At 41.5% G+C, this 20697-nt stretch carries 14 protein-coding genes; 2 read left to right on the top strand and 12 right to left on the bottom strand.

What is annotated here, in order from left to right; genetic code table 11:
* The first annotated feature begins 155 nt into the window (after positions 1 to 155).
* Entirely contained in the window at positions 156 to 284 is a 129-nt protein-coding gene (locus tag IEV61_RS20705) for a hypothetical protein (RefSeq protein WP_262890607.1), read from the top strand.
* Positions 285 to 458: 174 nt separating this feature from the next.
* Here IEV61_RS20705 and IEV61_RS15000 read toward each other — a convergent pair whose 3' ends face one another.
* The 12 genes from IEV61_RS15000 to susR form a co-directional block, all read right to left on the bottom strand.
* Positions 459 to 887 (bottom strand): hypothetical protein, encoded by a 429-nt coding sequence (locus IEV61_RS15000; RefSeq protein ID WP_188417848.1) that lies wholly within the window; start codon positions 885 to 887, stop codon positions 459 to 461.
* Between the two features lie 484 nt (positions 888 to 1371).
* Positions 1372 to 2085, bottom strand: coding sequence for an ankyrin repeat domain-containing protein (locus IEV61_RS14995; RefSeq protein ID WP_188417847.1), 714 nt, complete (start codon positions 2083 to 2085; stop codon positions 1372 to 1374).
* A 20-nt stretch (positions 2086 to 2105) separates the two neighbouring features.
* Positions 2106 to 2399, bottom strand: a complete 294-nt coding sequence (locus IEV61_RS14990) for a hypothetical protein (RefSeq protein WP_188417846.1) — start codon at positions 2397 to 2399, stop codon at positions 2106 to 2108.
* A 1358-nt stretch (positions 2400 to 3757) separates the two neighbouring features.
* Positions 3758 to 6223, bottom strand: coding sequence for a glycoside hydrolase family 31 protein (locus tag IEV61_RS14985; protein WP_188417845.1), 2466 nt, complete (start codon positions 6221 to 6223; stop codon positions 3758 to 3760).
* Between the two features lie 34 nt (positions 6224 to 6257).
* On the bottom strand, positions 6258 to 7607 hold the full coding sequence (locus tag IEV61_RS14980; RefSeq protein ID WP_188417844.1) for an alpha-amylase family glycosyl hydrolase: 1350 nt from the start codon (positions 7605 to 7607) through the stop codon (positions 6258 to 6260).
* A 75-nt stretch (positions 7608 to 7682) separates the two neighbouring features.
* Complete coding sequence (locus IEV61_RS14975) at positions 7683 to 9074, bottom strand: glycosyl hydrolase family 28 protein (RefSeq protein WP_188417843.1); 1392 nt, start codon at positions 9072 to 9074, stop codon at positions 7683 to 7685.
* 34 nt (positions 9075 to 9108) lie between these two features.
* A complete protein-coding gene (locus tag IEV61_RS14970) occupies positions 9109 to 10086 on the bottom strand; it encodes a hypothetical protein (protein WP_188417842.1) in 978 nt (325 codons plus the stop codon).
* 48 nt (positions 10087 to 10134) lie between these two features.
* Positions 10135 to 11514 (bottom strand): alpha-amylase family glycosyl hydrolase, encoded by a 1380-nt coding sequence (locus IEV61_RS14965; RefSeq protein ID WP_188417841.1) that lies wholly within the window; start codon positions 11512 to 11514, stop codon positions 10135 to 10137.
* Between the two features lie 43 nt (positions 11515 to 11557).
* Positions 11558 to 12640 (bottom strand): SusE domain-containing protein, encoded by a 1083-nt coding sequence (locus tag IEV61_RS14960; protein WP_188417840.1) that lies wholly within the window; start codon positions 12638 to 12640, stop codon positions 11558 to 11560.
* An 8-nt stretch (positions 12641 to 12648) separates the two neighbouring features.
* Positions 12649 to 14136 carry a RagB/SusD family nutrient uptake outer membrane protein gene (locus IEV61_RS14955; protein ID WP_229747163.1) on the bottom strand — a complete coding sequence of 496 codons (1488 nt, stop codon included), beginning with the start codon at positions 14134 to 14136 and terminating at the stop codon, positions 12649 to 12651.
* 8 nt (positions 14137 to 14144) lie between these two features.
* Complete coding sequence (locus tag IEV61_RS14950; protein ID WP_188417838.1) at positions 14145 to 17102, bottom strand: SusC/RagA family TonB-linked outer membrane protein; 2958 nt, start codon at positions 17100 to 17102, stop codon at positions 14145 to 14147.
* A gap of 286 nt (positions 17103 to 17388) precedes the next feature.
* On the bottom strand, positions 17389 to 19035 hold the full coding sequence (gene susR, locus IEV61_RS14945) for a SusR family glycan utilization regulator (RefSeq protein ID WP_188417837.1): 1647 nt from the start codon (positions 19033 to 19035) through the stop codon (positions 17389 to 17391).
* 886 nt (positions 19036 to 19921) lie between these two features.
* Between susR and IEV61_RS14940 the strand changes: the two genes are divergently transcribed.
* Complete coding sequence (locus tag IEV61_RS14940) at positions 19922 to 20677, top strand: SDR family NAD(P)-dependent oxidoreductase (RefSeq protein ID WP_188417836.1); 756 nt, start codon at positions 19922 to 19924, stop codon at positions 20675 to 20677.
* Positions 20678 to 20697 lie beyond the last annotated feature (20 nt).

The raw sequence follows: 20697 nt of genomic DNA, 5'->3' as shown, positions 1-20697 counted from the left end.
CAATTAAACAGGCAGTGCGCAAGCCTGCCTGTTTTTTTATTACCAAAAAAGATGCAAACCCCCGACATCGCCATCCTGATACTACTAATATTGGATATAGCGGTTTTACTGCTTGCTTGTTTGTTTGACCAGCGGCATTATGTGCCTTTTTAAATATGATGAAAAAAGATAAAGAACAATACCATAACCCCTATCTTATCGGCGTAGGCTTATTGGCCGCAGGCAGTGGAATGCTGGTATTTACCCTCATGGGCTTTGCTTGGATGTGGATACTGCATAAATAATATAGATATGACTAACCTGCAAGAAGGATTTAGACCATCAGGTTGTGTAGATAGTAAAACAAAATCCAATTGACTATCAAGAGATTAATCTGGTCAAAGTGTTTTGGAATCAACTGATCGTAATTTCAGAATAGGGTGATCAATGGCGTCAGAATATCCAGTCTATGGTTTTTACTAGTAATTTCTAAATTCATTCGCTTTGTTAGTAATTGCGTCTTGAAATTGTTTTATTTGTGCTTTATCAGCTGTTATAGCCACAATTTTAAATGGATAACTTAACATCTGGTTAGCACTTGTCCATTTGCCTGAAATCTGATTTACGGATAATAATCCGAAAAAAATACCCGAGAAATTTGGTGTGGATTGCTCGATTAAAATGATATTTCCGCGCGTATTTCTATAACCGTTCAGTAAAAGGTATCCTTTTTGATTATCGTATTTATAGGCGCCGATAACAGGATCGGCATTTGTTCCTTTCTCCAAATCCTTCAAATAGAGAGTGATTTTAATTGAATTGTTTAAAGTTCCCTTGAAAACTTTCCCTGTCTGTGCAAATGTTTTGGATGTTAATCCGAAAACCAAGAGTATAATTAAAGTACGCATTTTTTAAGTTGGGTTATTATTTATACATCTAACGAGATAATATATTTAGTTAGACCTATGTAAATCATAAACTGATATTTAACAGCTTTTTGGATTTTTAGTTTTTACATACGTAGCTTCTTCATCAATAATATAAGTCGCCAGTATAAAAGCGGATGAGGGCTCTCCTATTCCAAAAATCGGTACCTGTTCTCCGTATTCAGTTTTCAATCACCACTCACCTGTAAACAAAATTCAGAATAACAAAAACAGGAAAAATAAATTTCGATCTTCTGGATGTCAGTACCATTAATGTAAGTAAGTCAATAAACAGGATCATCAATTTCGAGCAGTAGTAGTATTCCGTATCATTGACTTAAGACGCATTGATCAATTGAACAATGTCTTTATAATCGTTTTCCATAGCTATTTTGAGTGGTGTTTTACCGTAATAGATATCATCTCCACAGTCAAACGTCTCCTTTTTATTTTTATCGGCACCCTTCTATATTAGATAAGAGACCATCTGTATGTTGTTCTGTTTTATTGCAATGATTAGTGCTGTCTCGCCATCACAATTGTTGTTATTCAGTTCGTCTTCTGTAAGGAGGAGCGCATGGAGTACATCGTAGTCTGATTTAGTCACCGCCTGTTCAAAGAACCAAAGTTTACCTCTGATATCTCCTTTTTCCTGATTTGCCCCATTCAGCAGCAGAAACTTCCCACATTCATAAAACTGATGAAATCCCGCTTTATTGAAGGCTTCGTTATTTTTGATATCGGCATTACGCTCCACTAAATATTTCAAAATCTCTAACCTTCCGTATTCTGAACAACAAACAACAGGTGGGTTTTCTTTTCCATTGATATTTGCCCCCCCTTCAACCAGTAACCTTGCCAGGTATAAGTTGTCGGATGTACCAATCACAGCGCCTAAGGGCGAAATTTTATTATTTGGCTCATAATTAGCCGGAAATTTTGTTTCGAGCATTTCCCGGACTTTGGTATTATCATTCGCAAAAATAGCTTCATAAAATTCGTCAACAATTTCATGGGTAGGCATGGGAATTTTTAACTTGTTGGTAAAGCTTGATTTAGTATTTGATTCCTGATCCTCGGGTATGTTCTTTGTCGTTTGTTTACCCTGCTTCGTCTTTGTATCGCAAGACTGTATAATAAAAAAGAAAGTAAATAAAACTATAGTATTTAACTTCCTCATTCTTTATCTCTTTTATATCGTCAATGGTGATGAGCTTCTTTTTTGTCCGCAATTTTTATGCATCTCCTATAGATTTTTCCAATAACAAACGCCAATACGAACGTAACTAAAACATCAACAAAGAGCGGTAAATAGTAGGTTTCACTTTCGACTGAAGGATGTGGAAAGGTCATCCCTCCAAACTTTTTAAAAAATGTCAATGGAAAGCCATAGGTGTCGTCTCCGTCAAAAGGGGTTTCAACCTTCGCAGTTAATAGGGTAATTACTCCAAAAAAAGCAACAGTCAATAGGCAAATGGTTGAAAATCTTTTCATCGGTATTCAAATGTTAATTGCACAAAACTATTTTGCGGGTATTTGTCCAATTGCTATTTTGATCGGTTAACGGATTTACCACACCTCAAATGGTGGTTAATTATACAAAGTTTCCACGATAGCTGCAACATCTGTAGCTAAAACAAGAGTTGATAAAAATAAATAATACATCAAATGATTTTTCCTTCCGCTTCAAAGCGGCATCGAAATGTGCTGACAAAAACTATACCTAATCGCAATTAATACCTCTCTTCTGTATGTGCATCGATAACCTATTACAAGTCTGAGGAGTAGAGTACGCAGTAAAATGAGTAAAAACATATTTTAAGTTATTGAATATCATCAAGCACTAATAATTAATCCGTACTTGGTATTGCTTACTAACTGGTATGTCCCATGATAGCTTTAATTTGGAGACCACTTGTTTTTATATTACTATGGCCTGTATGCTGCTATCCGCAAAAGCATGGGCAGGCCGCCATCGATTTCGTGAAGAAAGATCAGCTTCAGCCTTTTGTGGTATAACAGGCCCACAGCGCATTTTGAAGACGGAAAATAAAGCTAAATGAACTCGAAAACTTAATGCATTTTTTATATAATGAGTAACTACAAATTATCGGCGTCTCGTGCTATTTATTTACTGCTTCTATCGACGAAGATTTAGGTGTTCGACAGGGGGCAAATAATGTCAATATTTCTCTCTACTGAAAAGCCTAAATACAGACCCACAAAGAATTAATTCAACAATTAGAACACACTGTACATTTGAAATTCAATATATTGTGGCTTACTAAATATTATGCAAATAATTGCTAATCAATAGCATACCTTATATCGTCAGTCTATCCAAGAACATTAAGAACGGCAAAAGGTGTTCGATTGTAGTCCCTGACTCTCCGCTGTGAGGGATAACTGAAAAGTTATCCCTTTTTTTATGAAAATCAAGCAAACCTTTTTTCTTCATTATCAATGAGTTACGTGCCATGGTTGGCATCATCGTAGGTGTTCGATAGATGCCATTTTCATAGTATAAATTGCTGTCGAACACCTGCTTTACGAATTCCCTCTTCTGAATAGTATTGGCACTAACATAAATTGCTTTGATGTCTTTCAATTGATAGATTGCGCTCCAGCACCTCGGTTGATTTATCCATGCTTTTTTGAGCCTTTTCAATGAACCCTTTCAACATTACTATATTCCTGCTGTAAGTGGAATACCACCGCTCATAAGTGTCTTTTGCTATTTCGCCACGAATCCATTTTTCCTCCACGGAGTGAAGCATCTCTTGTTCTTTGCCCAGCTCCTGATTTATAAATAAAGATTAGTTCCGTGTTTTATCCTATGAAGTTTGCGCATACTACTTATACGTTACTTTTAATACACTGTTATTAGATTCGATAATCACCGTTTTAACGTAATAGCCTTCAGCTTGATTAGATTGGCCCTGAGGATCAAACTTCGAAACAGGCGTAAGTAAAGATAAGAACTCGTCTTTTACGGCGGTTGTCTGCCCATCGATTTTTACGCTGCTAATTAAACCGAAACCATGAAATACCAGTTTAATTTTCTTAAAGTTTGATTGAAATGTACCTTCTGATTTTCCAAAAGATATAGTTTTGGAAATAGGCTCATAACTGATCGTTCGTTTATAGTAATTTCCCTTTTCATAATCGTAAGTTTCACCGTCGTCTTCGTAATATACAAATGAATTGTTCACACTACCTTTATAAACATTGACAACAAGGGTATCAGTAGGCTTTTGCATGGTTGTTTGCACCAGCGACTGCATCGGGATGATACTACTTTCCTTGACATACACAGGTAATTTATTCAAGGATAAGGGGACGAACTTATCCTGATCTCCAGTTTCAATGTTACCTGTATAGATGTCGTACCAGGTTCCTTTAGGGAAATAAACCTTGGCCACTGCCTTATTACTTTCGAACGGCGCCACTAGTAACGATTTACCGAAAAAATATTGATTTTGAAACTGCGTATCGTACACTCTGGGATCATGTGTATAATCAATTGCCATCGTACGCATTACCGGCAAGCCGTTTTGAGTGGCTTCGTAAAATGTGGAATACAGGTAAGGCAGTAACTTGTATCTTAAGCTGATGTAATTACGGCAAATTTCAAGCACCTCTTCTCCATAAGCCCATGGTTCGGCCGAACGGGTATTAATTGCGGTATGGTTACGATAATATGGAATGAAGGCACCTATCTGCATCCACCGGGCAAATAAGGCCGTGCTTGCGCCACCTGTAAAACCACCAATATCCATACCTGTGAACGGCACACCACTTACCCCTAAACTATTCATCAAACGCACACCTAAAAGCATGTGATCATCTTCAGAACGGTTGTCACCTGTCCATATTGCTGTATAGCGCTGCAAGCCGGCATAACCCGAACGGGTTAATATAAAAGGTCGTTTATTTGAGGCAGCACGCATGCCCTCATAGCTGGACCGAGCCATTTGCATCCCAAACACATTGCGCCCTTCCTGATTCGTAGTAATTTTACCGTCGTAATTATACAAAATATTGTTTGGCATCTTCTGTCCCCAGGTAGAAATTTCGTTCATATCATTCCATAAACCCGAAACCCCGTCGTTAGCAAATGTTTGTATCTCGTTACGCCACCAGGCCCGTCCCTTTTCGCCTGTAAAATCAGGGAAATGGACCCAGCCCGGCCATACCTGCCCGGTATAAGGTTGACCATCGGCATATTTTAAGAACACATCTTCTTTCATACCACGCTCGTAGGCACCATAGCCTTTTTCTACTTTAATACCCGGATCCACAATAACCGTGGTATGAATCCCCATTTTTTTCAAACGGTCGGTCATGCCTTTGGGATCTGGAAAACGTGACTTATTCCAGGTAAACAGTTTATAAGCGTCCATATAATGAATATCAAGGGTAATACCGTCGGCCGGGATCTGCTTTTCACGCAGCGTTTGTGCAATGCGCATTACTTCAGCTTCCGGATAATAGCTGTAACGGTTTTGCTGGTAGCCCAGGCTCCAGAGTGGCGGCATAGTCATACGACCGGTAAGCCATGTGTATGAAGTAATAATATCGGCCAGCCGTTTATTGTAAACAACATAGTAATTCATTTCACCGCCGCGAGCACCAAAAGATGAAAATCGGTTATTACTGGCGCCAAAGTTAAAGTCGGACTGAAAAGTATTATCTAATAAAATACCGTAATTAAGTTGATGGTGAATGCCTATATAAAAAGGGATGGTTGAGTAAATAGGATCCTGATCGGTATGGTAACCGTAGGTATCAGAATTCCAGTTAGTATAACCGCTACCCGCCCTGTCCAGATTGCCGGTTTTTTCGCCCAGACCAATGAAGCGCTCGCCATCCTGCATTTTTTTATAGCTGGTTACTTCCTCGCCGGCCCAGGAGGTTTGCAAGCCTTTTTCATCTTCATTGATCAGTTTACCATCGGGTGTGTAAACCGCTACCGCGAACGGACTTTTATTAACACGCATTTCCAACGAGTCGGTGGTGATTTTTATTTCAGTGCCGGTTTGTACAATGCTGACTTTTACCTGTTGAGGCTTAGCGATTACGGCAAACGAAATGTCTTTACCAAATGGTCTATTATCCAGGCGTACCCTTATGATATTAGGTGCATATACTGAAATTTCGCCAAATCCGTTTTCGGTCTGTATAAAAACCTGCTGACCTTTGATATCGGCTTGTTTAATGCTGCCCAAACTGACAATAGGGCTTGATTGTCCATTGACTTTAGATACCCTTATAGTAACTAAAGTTAATATAAATAAACATAAATTACTGATTTTCATATAATTAAAATAGGGAAAATGCACAAGGATTGAACTAATTCTTTAAAACGATATAAGTATAGGGTTCGAGATTGATAGTGCCGGCTAAACTGGTTTTGGCATTGGTAAAGGCATTTTTCCATCTGTTTTCAAGTAAGGTAGCGGGTACCTTAAAAGCAATATTCTTATTTCTCAAATTAGAGATTACCAACACTTTTTTACCACTGTTTTCTTTAATAAAGGCACATACATCGTCCGTAGTATAAGAGGTTAACTTACCCCTCCTGATGGCTGTGCTGGCGTTTCGGAAAGCAATGATCTTTTTGTATTCGGCGGTTACATCGGGGTTAAGGGTCCAGTCCACTTTTGCAGAAGTAAAGGGGAATACCAACCGGTAGGGCAAACCTACTTCTTGTCCGTTATAGATCATAGGCACGCCTTTCATGTAGGCCACTACCACAAAGGCAGCCATCGAGCCTTTTTTCCCGCCAAAGATCTCAACTGCCGATCCGTTTGAACCATTAACATCATGGTTAGTCAAATACCGTACAATTTGCTGGTCGCCGGTAGCACCATCATAGTTTTTAATGTTTAGGCTATCTATTATCTTAACGGTCTTACCTCTTTTATAAACCCTTTCAAGATTTTCAAAAAAGGTAAATCCAAAGTTGTAATCAAAACCGGCCTGGTAATTGGCTGGCCGTTTACCTTCGGCCAGTATCAATAAATGATGGGCAGGAATTTCTCTTAGTGTATCAATCGTCTGCTTCCAAAAATCTGCTGGTGGACCGTCGGCATAATCACATCTAAAACCATCAATATTGGCGACGTAAACCCAATACTTCATTGCTTTGATCATTTCCTGGCGCATGTCCAGATTATCAAAATTAAGCTGAGCCACATCATTCCATCCCTTGGGGCTAATGATCTTTCCTGTCGAATCCTGCTTGTACCAATCTTTATGTGCAGTAATCCAAGCATGGTCCCAGGAGGTATGGTTACCTACCCAGTCTAACAAAACAGCCATCTTTCTTTGATGTGCACCGTTTACCAGCTTACGCAGGTCATCCAAGGTTCCAAACTCGCTGTTAACCGCATTATAGTCCTTTACGCAATAGGGTGAGTTTGCCGTTTTCAATACGCCTACAGGATGAATGGGCATTAAGTAAACTACATTTATTCCTAATGCCTTGATAGAATCCAACCGGGCTATAACCCCTTGGAAACTTCCCTCTTTGCTAAACGCACGCAAGTTCACCTGGTAAATGGTAACATCACGCTTATCCGGAACGCCAGTATAAGGTTTTCCATACTGGGTCATGACTAAGGTTTGACCGCTTACATAAAGTGACCTAAGGCAAACTAGTATGACTAACCATACCAACAGCACTATTCTTTTTTTCATAATATTTAGAACCTAATTGAAAACTTAATCAAAATTATATTGAATTTATATGATCCACTATTCAGCACGCAGCTATCATTTCCTGTCTCCTGAAATGAACTTTACCTCTCTTGCAAACTCCATCTGAAAGTCGCCATCCTTGAAGCCGGAAAGCCGCTTTCCTCCTAAAGTGCAATGGTCAAACACAACGCCCTCTACCCAATTGTCGGGCACACCGGCAATCACAAATGGCTTGTTCGCATTCTGCCAGCTGACATTTTTCAGATAAACGCCTTTAATATTACCAGGGCCTGCGGTTCCATAACGTCTGCCCTCGGTCACAATCAATTCCAGGTTTTTGTATTCCATCTTGTTTTCTACCCGGATATCTTCAAAACGAATATTCTGAACCAGCGACGGGCCATCGCACACAATGCTAAACCCGGAGTGGCCTCCGGTTCTGCCCTGTCCGCCGGATGCCAGTATATCACAGTTCTTAACCAAAATGTTTTGCACGAGGCCACCTTGCAGTTCAAAGCCCAGGGTAACGCCATCGGCATGAGCCCAGCCAACCAGTACACAATTAGCTATGTAGATAGAATCGGTATTGATATTCTTCACCGTATCGTTTCCAAAGCGAGGCATAGATTTAATGGAAATACAATCATCTCTTGTACGAATAAAACAATCGGTAATGGTAAAATCTTTACAGGATACCGGGTCAATACCATCTATCCCCCACACCGATTTGTAACTGAAGACTTTTACATTGTTGTAAATGGTGTGCTGGCAATCAATCAGCGTATTGGTCCAACCGTTGGTACTGCGGATAAATACACCATCTACGGTTATGCTGGCGCTGTTTGCAATTCGTACGTTTCCGTTAAGTATACCTCTACCCAGTATTTTAACATTGCTTAAGTCTTTTCCGCGCAAATCGGCATTAACCACCGCGCCGCCCGCTATATAAAGTGTTTGATTGCTTTTAAGGATCAATTTCCCTTCATTATGCACACCGGGACCGTAATATATTACACCTTCATCCCCTTTTCCCGGCTCGTTGGCTTCCAATGGGTTGGCAAAAATGGCTAGATCGGGCAGATCGTTTATCTCCAAATACAACTTTTGGGGACCTGATATAGTAAAAGTAAGCACTCTACCCCTCACTTGCGCCTTAATGTTACGACTCTTTGGACGGATGGCATATTTGGTTATAGGTGCCGAGGCAGTAATGATAATAACCTGCGGCCCGGCACACGAAAAATTAACCGCATGTAAGTTTTCTCTGCCACCGCTACCCACCTGCTCTGTGGCTACTATTGTGTTGTTTATTTTAACCTTATAGTTTTCACTGACTTGTAAACCCGCCGGTAAGGGGTAGCTTACCAGTTTACTTTTATCAGCAATGTGGCGGTACGTCACACTTGCATAAAGTGGTGGTATAATACCTAAAAAACTAAACGCTATGATCAGGGTATATTTAAACATAATATTTTAGAAAAAAGATGCGTATAAATGCAGTTTAATGTGGAATAGTGTAGTAAGTATAAGTAAGCGTCCAGCTAAATTCTTGTCCGGGTTTGATGCTGATGTTAATATAAGGTTCGGGGCAAAATGTTTTTAAGGACGACCAGAAGGCCAGCTTTGTTATCGGTTTATCGCCGGTAATTTTTACTCCTGCCCCGGTTGTCCGGTTTTCGACATTAAAAGCGTAGACCGATCTCTCGCCATGTGTTAGATCCGGAAAAGAAACAAACTTGTTTCTCAACTCTTTGGTAAACTGCAGCTGGTTACCGGTAAGGTTAACATAGTCGCTCATACCAGTTACGTTCTCTTTCAACTTGAAAGGAAAAATAACCACCGAGCCGGGCCCTGTAGTACTTCCATCAATTACAAAAAAGTTATGATCGTAAACAGCGGTTTCAATACTTTTCTTCCCGGTATTTTTTAAGGTATGTGTAATCAGCATCACCGGCTCGCCTTTTTTGAGCTGCACACATTTCTGGTATTTGTAGGCATGTTCAGCTTCTTTCAGCACCTGAACAAACCGAACATGGTCAGCCTGAACTTTGGTTTTCCATTTGCCATAATTGGCAATGTCATACGATTTCATAAAGTCATAGGCTGAATCATCGGCTTTAACCAGCGCACCTATACCTATTTTGATAAACTTCTGGCCTGCTTTCGCTTCATTAAAGCCTAAAGGATCAAAAACTTCGGCCGGCCCCATGGCAGAATCATGTGCGGTGGGGCTATAAGTATCCTGCCATTTTCCAAAAAAGCTGTGACCCTGGTACTTCAAATCATATATAATACCTGCCCAATCAAACCGGGGGCCGCGATTGTAGCCACTGACCCGATCGGGCAGGTAAAGCCGGGCATGGATGATACCGTTTGAGATTTCAGTTTCAGGTGGGTTTATAGCTGTTTGCGCAGAAATGCCTGTTATGCTTACTAAGCAAAGCGCAAGGCAAACTGTACATATGCGAAACTTTTTCATGATTACGGTTGAAAAATCGGCCTGAATTATTCTTCTGTTTATTATTGATTACCGAGTTAAAACCATGTGCTGATAGGGTTGCAGGTAGACCTGGGTGTTTAACGTAACGGCAACATTGGTAAACGCGTTTTTCCATCCTGATGCCATTAGCGCAGATGGCATAGTGTACGTTACCGCCTTGTTGCGCAGGTTGGCTAAAACCAAAACTTTCTGTGTATTAGTATATTTAGTGAAAGCAGCAACATCATCACTGCTAAATTGGCTGAGTTGGCCGCTCTTTACCGCATCACTATTTTTCCTGAAATTGAGGATTTGTTTATACTCCGCTTTCATATCTGCGTTAGTTCCCCAGTCCACTGGATTGCGGTAAAAAATATTCAGGTCGCGTACGGTGCCTACCTCCTGCCCTGTATAAAGCATGGGTACTCCTTTCATGTAGGCAGTTACCAGGAATGCAGACATGGAGCCGGTCTTACCTCCGTAGATATTTATAGGGCTTCCATCGCTGCTGTATACATCGTGGTTGGTGATGTATCGCAATAGTTGTGTGCCTGGTAACAAGGCGGCAGACTCAGTTACATTTACATCCTGCAACTGGGTTACCGAACCAGAATTGGCAAACACTTTACTCTGAAGCGTTGAGTAATAACTCATGCCGTAAACCAGATTAAAGCCCGCTTTCGAATGATCGGTACGCGTGCCTTCGGCTAACATAATTAATTTATGTGTGGTTATTCCGCGCAGTGCATCAATAGCTTGCTTCCAGAAGTTCATAGGCACATTGTCTGCAAAATCACAACGGTAGCCGTCAATATTTGCTGTAAAAACCCAGTATTTCATGGCATTAATCATAGCGTTGCGCATAGCCTGGTTGTTAAAGTTCAGTTGCGCCACATCGGTATAGTTTGATGGCGATACGATGTTGCCTTTAGCATCCTGCTGGTACCAGTCTTTGTGCTCATTAATCCAGGCATTGTCCCAAGAGGTATGATTGGCTACCCAATCCATCATGACGGCCATACCTTTGGCATGAGCGGCATCCACCAAGGCACGCAGGTCGTCCATGTTGCCAAATTCAGCATTCACGGCCTTGAAATCTTTAACCGAATAAGGCGAGCCCAAACCACCGGCCGACTTTACCACACCCACCGGATAAACCGGTAATAAGTAGACTACATTTACGCCCAGGGCCTTGATAGAATCTAAACGGGCGGTTACGCCTTTCAGATTGCCGTCGTTGCTAAACGCTCTCAGGTTCACCTGGTAAATCGTAACATCCTGTGTTTCAGGTACGCTGGCATAGGGCGTACCGTATTGTGGGTATGATGTATCAGTAGCCTGATCATTGTCTTTTTTGCAGAAGCTAAAAACAGTGATGGCCGAGAATAACAACACCCTGATCAGGTGGCTTTTTGTTAAAAATTTCATATTTGTTCTATGTAAATCAGGCAGTGCTTCCACTGCCTGATAGTTAGTTTTTCTTAAGCTTGTAGGTATAATTGGTTGGGTCGTGCAAATCAAGCGTTATGGTATAGTTGCCACTGGTTGGTACTGTGATATTGTTAATAGCTGCATTGAAGCCATAAACAGGACTATCAGCGTAGGCCAACTTACCATTGGCATCTAAACCAAAATCAATTACCCACGCGTTATTTGCCCTGAATTTGAATGAGCCGGTTGATAACATATCGGCAGTTACCGTCCAAACTTGGTTGGCCACATTATAGGTTAACTGGGTATCAGTAGTCCAGCCCCCAGGTGTGGCATCACCTAATATAGACCAGGTGGTTTTAGTGTATGTCCAGGTATTGTTATTCAAGTTAGCCGAAAGCTCATAATAACCGGCACCTGGCACTTTTACGCCGGCCGCCAAACCATCGGTAGTAAGCATTCCGTTGCCACCGTAACCATAATTGATGTGGTTCCAATCCCGGGCATTGGTAAACTTAAATTCGTTGCTACCACCGGCAGGTATGTTGATATAACCTTCGTAAACTTTGGGAAGCACGCTTGCTGCCACTGTTGGTGCCGTTGCCGGGTTCCACCCCTGGTAATCGCCAGGAACGTAGAGTAGCGGATAGGTAACTACCAACGCATGCGGCGTTACATTTACAACAACTGCTTTGGAATAAGTATACCGGTCTTGATATGCCTGTACACGAAACACCAACTTTCCTGGTGTACCGGCTGTAAGGCCCAGCTTCATCGATAGCTCGTTGAGGTCGGTTCCTTTGTAAGCTCTACTTAAAACATCCTTGCCTACAGCAATGCTGGTTGCACCCGCCCAGGCATTGCTGCCTAATGTATCGGCCGGTACATCCACCTGAAGCGTGTAAGTTACCGATGCTTTAACCGGGTAAACTACTGCCGGCCACGACATGGTTAATACCGAGGAGGTATCGTTAGCAGTAGTAAGTGCCACCGATGCAACAGAAGCGGTTAACGATGAGCCGAAAGACACCGGCTGCAGCGTGGTTAGCACCGCATCTTTTTTACAGGCAGTGTTAACAAGAATACTTAGGAAAAATAAACTGTATATTAATTTTTTCATCATGATCAGGATTAATAGCCAGGGTTTTGTTTCAGGTTAGGATTTGCATTAAGCGCATTTACTGGAATTGGAAATAATTCGCGCGTTTTAGGGATCGGTGCAGTTACAAATTCACGTGTGTCTTGATAATGGCCAAATCTGATCATATCCTGGCGGCGATGTCCTTCGAATACCAGCTCAAATCCCCGCTCGTCATAAACGTTATCCAACGTTACTGTAGTTAAATCTGCCAGTGTGGCTCGTGCTCTCACCCGGTTAATAAAAGGCAAAGCTGCCGACGGGTTACCTAAACGCACATTACATTCGGCCTGCATTAAAAGCAAATCTGCAAAGCGGTAAATCGGAAAATCGTTGGATGCACCACTGGCATCAACCGGTGCTGCCGGGAAAAATTTCATATCCCTGATTCCATCATCGGGCGCGGCACCTGGGGAGATAAGTGACGAAACAACAGGGTTATAAGTCGTGCCACCTTTAGGTTGCTGTCCAACCAAAAACTGTTGCCGTCTAATATCATTCGCACTAAATTTACTGTAAAACTGGTTGAGGATAATTGTTCCGTTCCAGCCATTGTAGCCTATAAGCGCATTTCCATTGGCACTGTTTAAACTTCTGATGCCGTAAATATTACCGCTGACTATGTTTTCTTTTAGGTATAATGCAAAGATGGTTTCATCATCAGGGCATACATCACCAAAGAGATCGAAGTAAGAATACCCCAGCGGGCTGGCTGTATTAGCGCCACCAGCGTGCAAGGTAAATCCACCGGAGGCTACCTTATTGCAAGCATCCAGCGCTTCCTGCCATGCAGGAGTACCGGTATAAACACCCGCATTAAGGTAAACTTTCGCCATAAACATATAGCCGGCCCACTTATTGAAACGTCCGTAATAAGCACCTCCTTTGGTTTCAGAGAGCAGGTCAACGTTGGCTTTGAGTTCCGATACGATAAAATTATAAATGGTTGCCCGCTTAGTTTGCGCTATTTTAGAAGCATCAGTGTTATTATCCGTATAAAAGGGCACATCGCCAAAATCGTCTATCAGCAGGTAATAGAACCATGCACGTAAAACTTTTGCCTCCGCAATTTTAGAGGGGGCGGCATTTGCCGAAGTAAGCTGAGCCACGGCAACGTTAGCACTGTAAACGGATGAATATAGCCAGTTCCACGTGTTATTGATGAGACCGAGGCTTGGCTGGTAGGTTTGAGTATACAACTGGGCAAAATCAAGTTGCCAGTCACCGGTATTGCGGTGGGGTATTACCTGGTCGTCAGCTGCAAAGCTGTTCAGATCATACCAGCAGTTGTCGCGACCGGCGAAATTGCTTCCCCATGTGCCGGAAATTTTACCGTAAACGGTAGCCAATGCATTATCGGCCCCTGCGGGCGTGGCATAAAATGCATTAGATTCGTATTTGTCGTATACATTTTCGTCAACCTTGGTACAGCTAACGGCAGCAAGGCTTGCTATAAAAATGACAGTTAATATCTTTTTCATGATCATTATTATTTGAAAATAACATTTAACCCTACGGAGAATGTGCGGGTACGTGGATAGATACCGTAGTCGCCGCCCGATAGGTTTGAGCCTACCAATTCGGGGTCAAGACCTTTGTATTTAGTAATCAGAGCAAGGTTTTGGCCGGTCACTGATAAACGCAGGGCGTTAACATATTTAACCTTGGTCAGGTTGAACCTATAACCTATGGAGAGGTTTTGCCATCTTACATAGTCACCATCTTCTAACCAAAGGTCTGAATTGTATTGGGCCGATTCGATACCCAGCGGTATAGCACTTTGCAGCACGTTTGATTTACCGATGTATTGCAGAATGCTAAATTGCTGACGCACCCCATTGTAAATTTTATTACCACCCGAACCACGCCAAACCATTGAGGCATCAAAGTTTTTATAGGTAAAGCTTGGGGTAAATGCATATGTATATTTGGGCAACGATTGTCCTGCATCTGCCCTATCTGCACTACGGTCGCTCAGATCAGGAACTCCATTTACATTTTGCGTCACGTAGGTTTCTGCATTGTTGGCATCTTTCCCCAGGTGCTGGAGGATACGATAGGATCCTACCGGCTTTCCAACCTGTAAATATGCGTTAGAGCCTAAGCTTACGTAGTCGGTAGCCACATCAAACCCTTGTATATTACCACCTAAGGATAATACTTTATTTTTCAACAATGTTCCGTTACCCGCAAGGGTTAACCTGGTGTCTTTACCCCTGATCACATCGTAGCTTAAGGTTAGCTCTAATCCGCGATTTTGTAAACTACCCACATTAGCAATAATGCTATTGGTCAAAAATTGACCGATTAAAGGAACCGTGTAGTTATACAGCAAATTATCCGTATTAGATGTAAATGCATCCACGGTACCGGTTAACCTGTCGCCGAAAAAACCGAAATCTACACCTATATTAGTTTGCTTTTTAGTTTCCCATTTTAAATCGGGATTAGCATTTTGGCTGGGTGCATAGTTGGATATCAGTGCTCCTCCAAAATATACCGTTGGACTGGTAGGATTTTGCCCTACTAAGGGTATTGAGTTTTGAGGAAATAAGCCTTGCTGATTACCGGTCACACCATAACCCACCCGAAACTTAAGGTTGCTGAATAGACGCTGACTTTTCATGAAATCTTCCTGATCTATCCGCCAGGCCAGTGATGCAGAAGGGAAGTTTCCCCATTTGTTATTTGCGCCAAATACGGTTGAACCATCGCGCCTGAAACTGGCAGTTAACAGATAACGGTTGTTATAACTATAATTAACCCGGCCTAAAAATGAGATCAGGCTCCTGTCGTTTTTATATGACGATACATCGCCTGTTTGGGCATTTGCCAAGGTGCCCAACTGTAAGGCATTATAAGTTGCAATATCATTAATAAAGCCCCGTGCTGCTGAATAACTACCATTGTAGGTTTGCTGCTGCCACTCATAAACCAAAACAGCATCCAGGTGATTAACACCAAAGTCGCGTTTGTAGCCCAGATTGATATCCATTAACTTCTCATCGGTATGTGCATTGTTAATATGTGCCTGGCCGTTATAACTTACCGCACTGGTTAGTGTTGAAGCGGCGGGTGCATAGTAACCGTTATTTGAATCAATTTTACGCCAACTGCCAAACCAACCGACGGATAATCCCTTATAGATCTCCAGGTCAGCTCTCAGGCTGCCAAAAAGGTTATTGATTTGGTTGTTGTTACTCACCGTTTGTGCAACTGCATAGGGGTTACTATATTGAAAGACATTCGGGTCTACATAATAATTTCCATTCGTATTATACACCGGGTCGGTCGGCCGTGCCACATAAGCCTGTGTGATCAGGTTAGAGGTAAAAGCAGCATTTCCTACCCCGGTCGGACTATAGGTATAGTAATTCGTACCGCTGTTCAAATTCATGGTCAGTGTAAGCTTATCATCCAACGCTTTTTGTGTTGCGGTAATCCTGCCAATGTAGTTGCTGAATTTAGAATTGATAACCGTTCCACTCTGGTTAATAGCCGTTAAAGATGCACGATAATTGAAACCGTTGGCACCGCCGCCAAATGCCAGCGTATGGTTTTGAGTATAACCATTGCGGGTAAGCAAATTATACCAGTCGGTATTGGAACCATGATTAGCCGATACATCCACACCTAAAGAATTGGCTTCTTGCGTCCATTGCGCTGCATCTAAAAACTGTAGTTTTTTGGCAATTACATCGAGAGATGAATTTTCAGTATACTCTACCGAAGTTTTACCTGCGGCGGACTTCTTAGTCGTAACGATGATTACACCCGGTGCACCGCGAGAACCATAAATGGCCGTGGCCGATGCATCTTTTAAGATGTCTACCGACGCTATTTCGCTGGGGGGCACCTGATTAAATAGATCCATATTGCCTTGAACGCCATCCACGACCACCAACGGGTCGTTTCCACCTTGCAATGAAGTAATACCACGTATGCGTACCGTTGGGGCAGTGCCTGGTTCACTGCCACTCTGCGTGATATCTACGCCGGCGGCCTTGCCTTCTAATTGTTGCAAAGGATTGGTGATCGGCCCGGGGTTTAAATCCTTACTGGTTACATTAGAGACTGAACCGGTAAGATCGGATTTACGGGCTGTTCCATATCCAACGACAACCACATCATTAAGATTACGGGAACTTGGCTTAAGTTGAATGGTGGCATTAATACCCGGACTCAACACCTGTTCAGTAACATCATACCCCACAAAGGTAATAGTGACAGTTATCTGGCCTGCCGCAGCATTAACGAGCTTGAAAACCCCGTTTACATCAGTAACCGTTGACTGGCTACCTTCTTTAGAACGCACCGTTGCTCCCACTAAGGGCTGTTTAGTTTCGTCAAGCACCTTTCCGGTAAAAGTGTTTTGTGCAAAAGAGTGTATTGCACACATCAGGAACAGCATGGCAAGGCCATACTTATACAAGTAAATCTTCTTCATTAAAAATGGTTTAATTGGTAAAAAACTTTCGGCCACGTTTAGATCATAGCCATGCCCAAATGTAGGAGAGCCAGGTGGGTTGCGGCAAATAGTATGAAGAGCGATATTAAAGATAGCCTACCTAAATAACCATCAATAATCTAATTAGCAGATACTTATGTATGAATCCATTAATAGAATATATAGAAAATTAAAAGTTATTATATCAACGCAGAGTCATTAGCGACCGCTAGACATCGGTGCTTGGCGTTACAAATTGCAAGAATTTTGATTATAATATACGGCTTCAACTCAGATCAGCAAACTCCTTGACAGCTTTGATGAGTATGATTTTATTTTCAAATACTTCGTTCGGGATAAATGATCGGTTTTTAACCTTTGTCTTATAAGTATAAATGGTATTAACCGAGTAATTCAGTATTTTGGCTATGCTTTCATTATCATCAATTCCTAACCTGATCAGGGCAAAAATGCGAAGTTCGGTATTTAGTAACTGACCATCGTTCAGGTGTATTTGGTGATTCAGGTCAAATAAGGCATTAAAGTCTTCCACAAAATTGGGAAATAAAGACAGGAATACTTTATCGAAACTGTGTGATAGGTTATCGCGCTCTATATTAGTATTCAGTTTGTGGAGGGTATGCAATACTTCGTTATAGCTTTTGTCCTTAATGTTTTTTTCGATGGACCGCTTCAACCGGTCAATTCTTTCGATGTAGTCGGAGTGAACGTTGAAAAAGTACCCGATGTATTCATCTTTGATCAGGTTTACCTCGTCAAGCTTTGCATTCATTTTTGATAAGGAACGGTTTGCCGTATCCAGCGTAGTATTTACCTGTGTCAAAGCTTCATTGGCTGCGTTTAAGTCGTTATTTTTATTAATAATTTGCTGATCGGCGATTCGGAGCCTCTTAAGCTGGTTCGAAGTAATAAAAGCGAATACAATCACGATAACGATCAGCAAGGTGATGATTGACGCATAGATCATTAACGATCGCTTCTGCTTTTCTATGCCATTGATCTTTTCCTTTTCAATAAGCGGCATGATATTGCTGATAGCTGCCTCCCGATGTCTGGCACCGTAATAGTTTGCATCAGCTATGGCATTATTGATATAATTAAAAGCGGCCTTAGTATCGCCTTTTTCATAGAAGTGATTGGCCAAGTTGGTTAAGGCTACCGATTCTTTGGTAGAATGCGAAATATCAATAATAGCTGCCTGCAGTAACGCCGAAAGGCCCATATCCTTCTCTCTTGAACGGAATAACGTATAACTCAAACAACTTAAATTAATTGCACTGTCCTGAAAAGATTGTGATATTTTGAGGATTTTATGGTAGGCTTGTAAGGCTTCCTTGAAATTTTCGTTACGTATGGATTTTAATCCGATTGCAGATAAAGAAGCATAAGAGCCGGCCGGGGCTTGCTTGATAATAGTATCGCATGTGAGCTGCCCTTGTGTATAGTACCGGTTATAAAAATACTTGATTTTGTAAAAATCGGCCATGTCAAAGTAGGTTCTGGCTTTCAAAAACAAGTATTCATAACGCTGGGTTGGGTTCAGGTGCTTTAAGTCAACTGTATTCAGCGTATCTAACCCTTCTCTGAACAGGCCTGCCGAAACCAATACAAATCCCATTTGAACTCGGGCTTCATTTATTTTATTAGCATCTTTAAGCAAACCGGCACTGCTATTTAACTGCTTACAATAAACGTAAGCTGAATCGTGTACGAAAGATTTGTAGGCATTGAACAATTGCTTATACAACAGGTATCTGAGTGCAGACGAAAGTTCCTTTGAATTTAATTTTCCTTTAATCTGTTTTATTTTTGCAAGATTTTTTTGATCATAAACCTGCTTATGATCTAAGACATTGTCCAAAACGTGCTTTAAGCTATCAGAGTAATTATTGGCACAAACTCTTTGAACCATGAATATCTGGCAAAAGCACAAACAAACCAAGGTTATTATTCTAAGTCTTACCCTACAATAGCTATACATATGATCAATAATAAAGATCTTTTTATAATTGGATTAGTAAAGTTACGATATTAAACCAACTAATTACATCGTTATGAAAGCGAAATTATGCTTTACAATTCCTTATCTGCATGTTATAATTTCAGCTCGCTGAACCGAGCAGAGGGTGGCAGGCTAAAGTAGCTTGCATATTTTAAAGCATTTGAAAATCTTGAATACTCTAGAGCATCAGCTGTTCATTAGGGTGACTTTCTGAAGGTTTTGAGTTGAAGGTGATTTTGTTATTCATTGCCTATCTCATTGTTCATCAATTATTAGAATTATACTTAATAGTTTGCCCAAAGCAAACTCCGCCTTTTTTGTTAGAAATCGACGTTTTTACTAGCGGGTTCAAGACTCGAATCTATAACACTTGGCTCAAGAGTCCGAAGGGTAATACCGTTAGCGATCACCGCGGCACCCTGCCGGAGGCAGATACAGCAGCGAGCGCGGGCCGCAGGCAACGGCAAAAAGATTTTAGGAACTCTTATTTAGCGAAGCGGTCGGCGCAATGAAAAATATCCTTGATTAGCCTCTTCTCCTTATTAATTTCTTATACTTCTTCCCTGCCAGGATACACCAGTAGTACTGACCACTCTTGGCCAAGTTTCTTTCTTTTCTTAAAATCTTGAACTTAAGCATTCAAGGTGGTCATTTTGAAATTGGCCAAGCAGGATCAATTAGCTGTGGTTTATCCACACATTACATGCTACACTTGTTTTGGACACAACTAACTTTGGTCTGGATACTTTTATCCATTATTAACACCAGACCTTTGAGTTAACAAAATCAAAGTAAGATGAGCGATAAATTAGAGAATAAAGTAGTCATTGTAACAGGTGCCTCCAAGGGCATCGGTGCTGGAATTGCAAAACAGATGGCAGCGTCAGGTGCAAAAGTTGTTGTGAATTATGCATCGAGTAAAGAAAGTGCTGACAAGGTTGTAGCTGGAATTAGAGAAATTGGTGGAACAGCTGTTGCAATTCAAGGTGATATGTCAAAGCAAATGGATGTGGTGAGATTATTCCAGGAGACTTTAAAAGAATTTGGCGCGTTTGATGTACTGGTAAACAATGCCGGCATTTACGAGTTTGCATTATTAGAACAGTTTACTGAAGAATCTTACCGAAGGATTTTTGATATCAACGTTTTAGGGATTCTACTTACCACTCAGGAAGCGGTAAAATTGATCAGTAGTAAAGGTGGTAGTATCATTAATATCAGTTCCTTCGCCAGTACCCGGCCTGAACCTTATTCCGTAGCTTATGCAGCCTCCAAAGGTGCAGTTGACGCTATTACCAGGGCCTTGTCGCAGGAACTAGGGCCTCAAAAGATCAGGGTCAATGCCATTCAACCGGGCGGTGTATTCACCGAAGGAGTGGCAAAATTGGGCGCAGACGCAGAATCAGACGCAATCAAACAAATGGTTTCTAGAAGTGCCATGGGACGCATGGCTGAGCCTGATGATATAGGAAAAATGGCCGTGTTTCTTGCTTCTGATGACTCAGCTATAATTACCGGCCAGTTTATTGAAGTGTCCGGTGGTTTCAAATAGAAGACAGGTACGCATTATAA

It is taken from the genome of Mucilaginibacter galii, assembly GCF_014635825.1.
GTDB classification, from domain to species: domain Bacteria; phylum Bacteroidota; class Bacteroidia; order Sphingobacteriales; family Sphingobacteriaceae; genus Mucilaginibacter; species Mucilaginibacter galii.
Note: the sequence above shows the minus strand (reverse complement) of the source record. Positions and strands in the feature narration are given on the sequence as shown.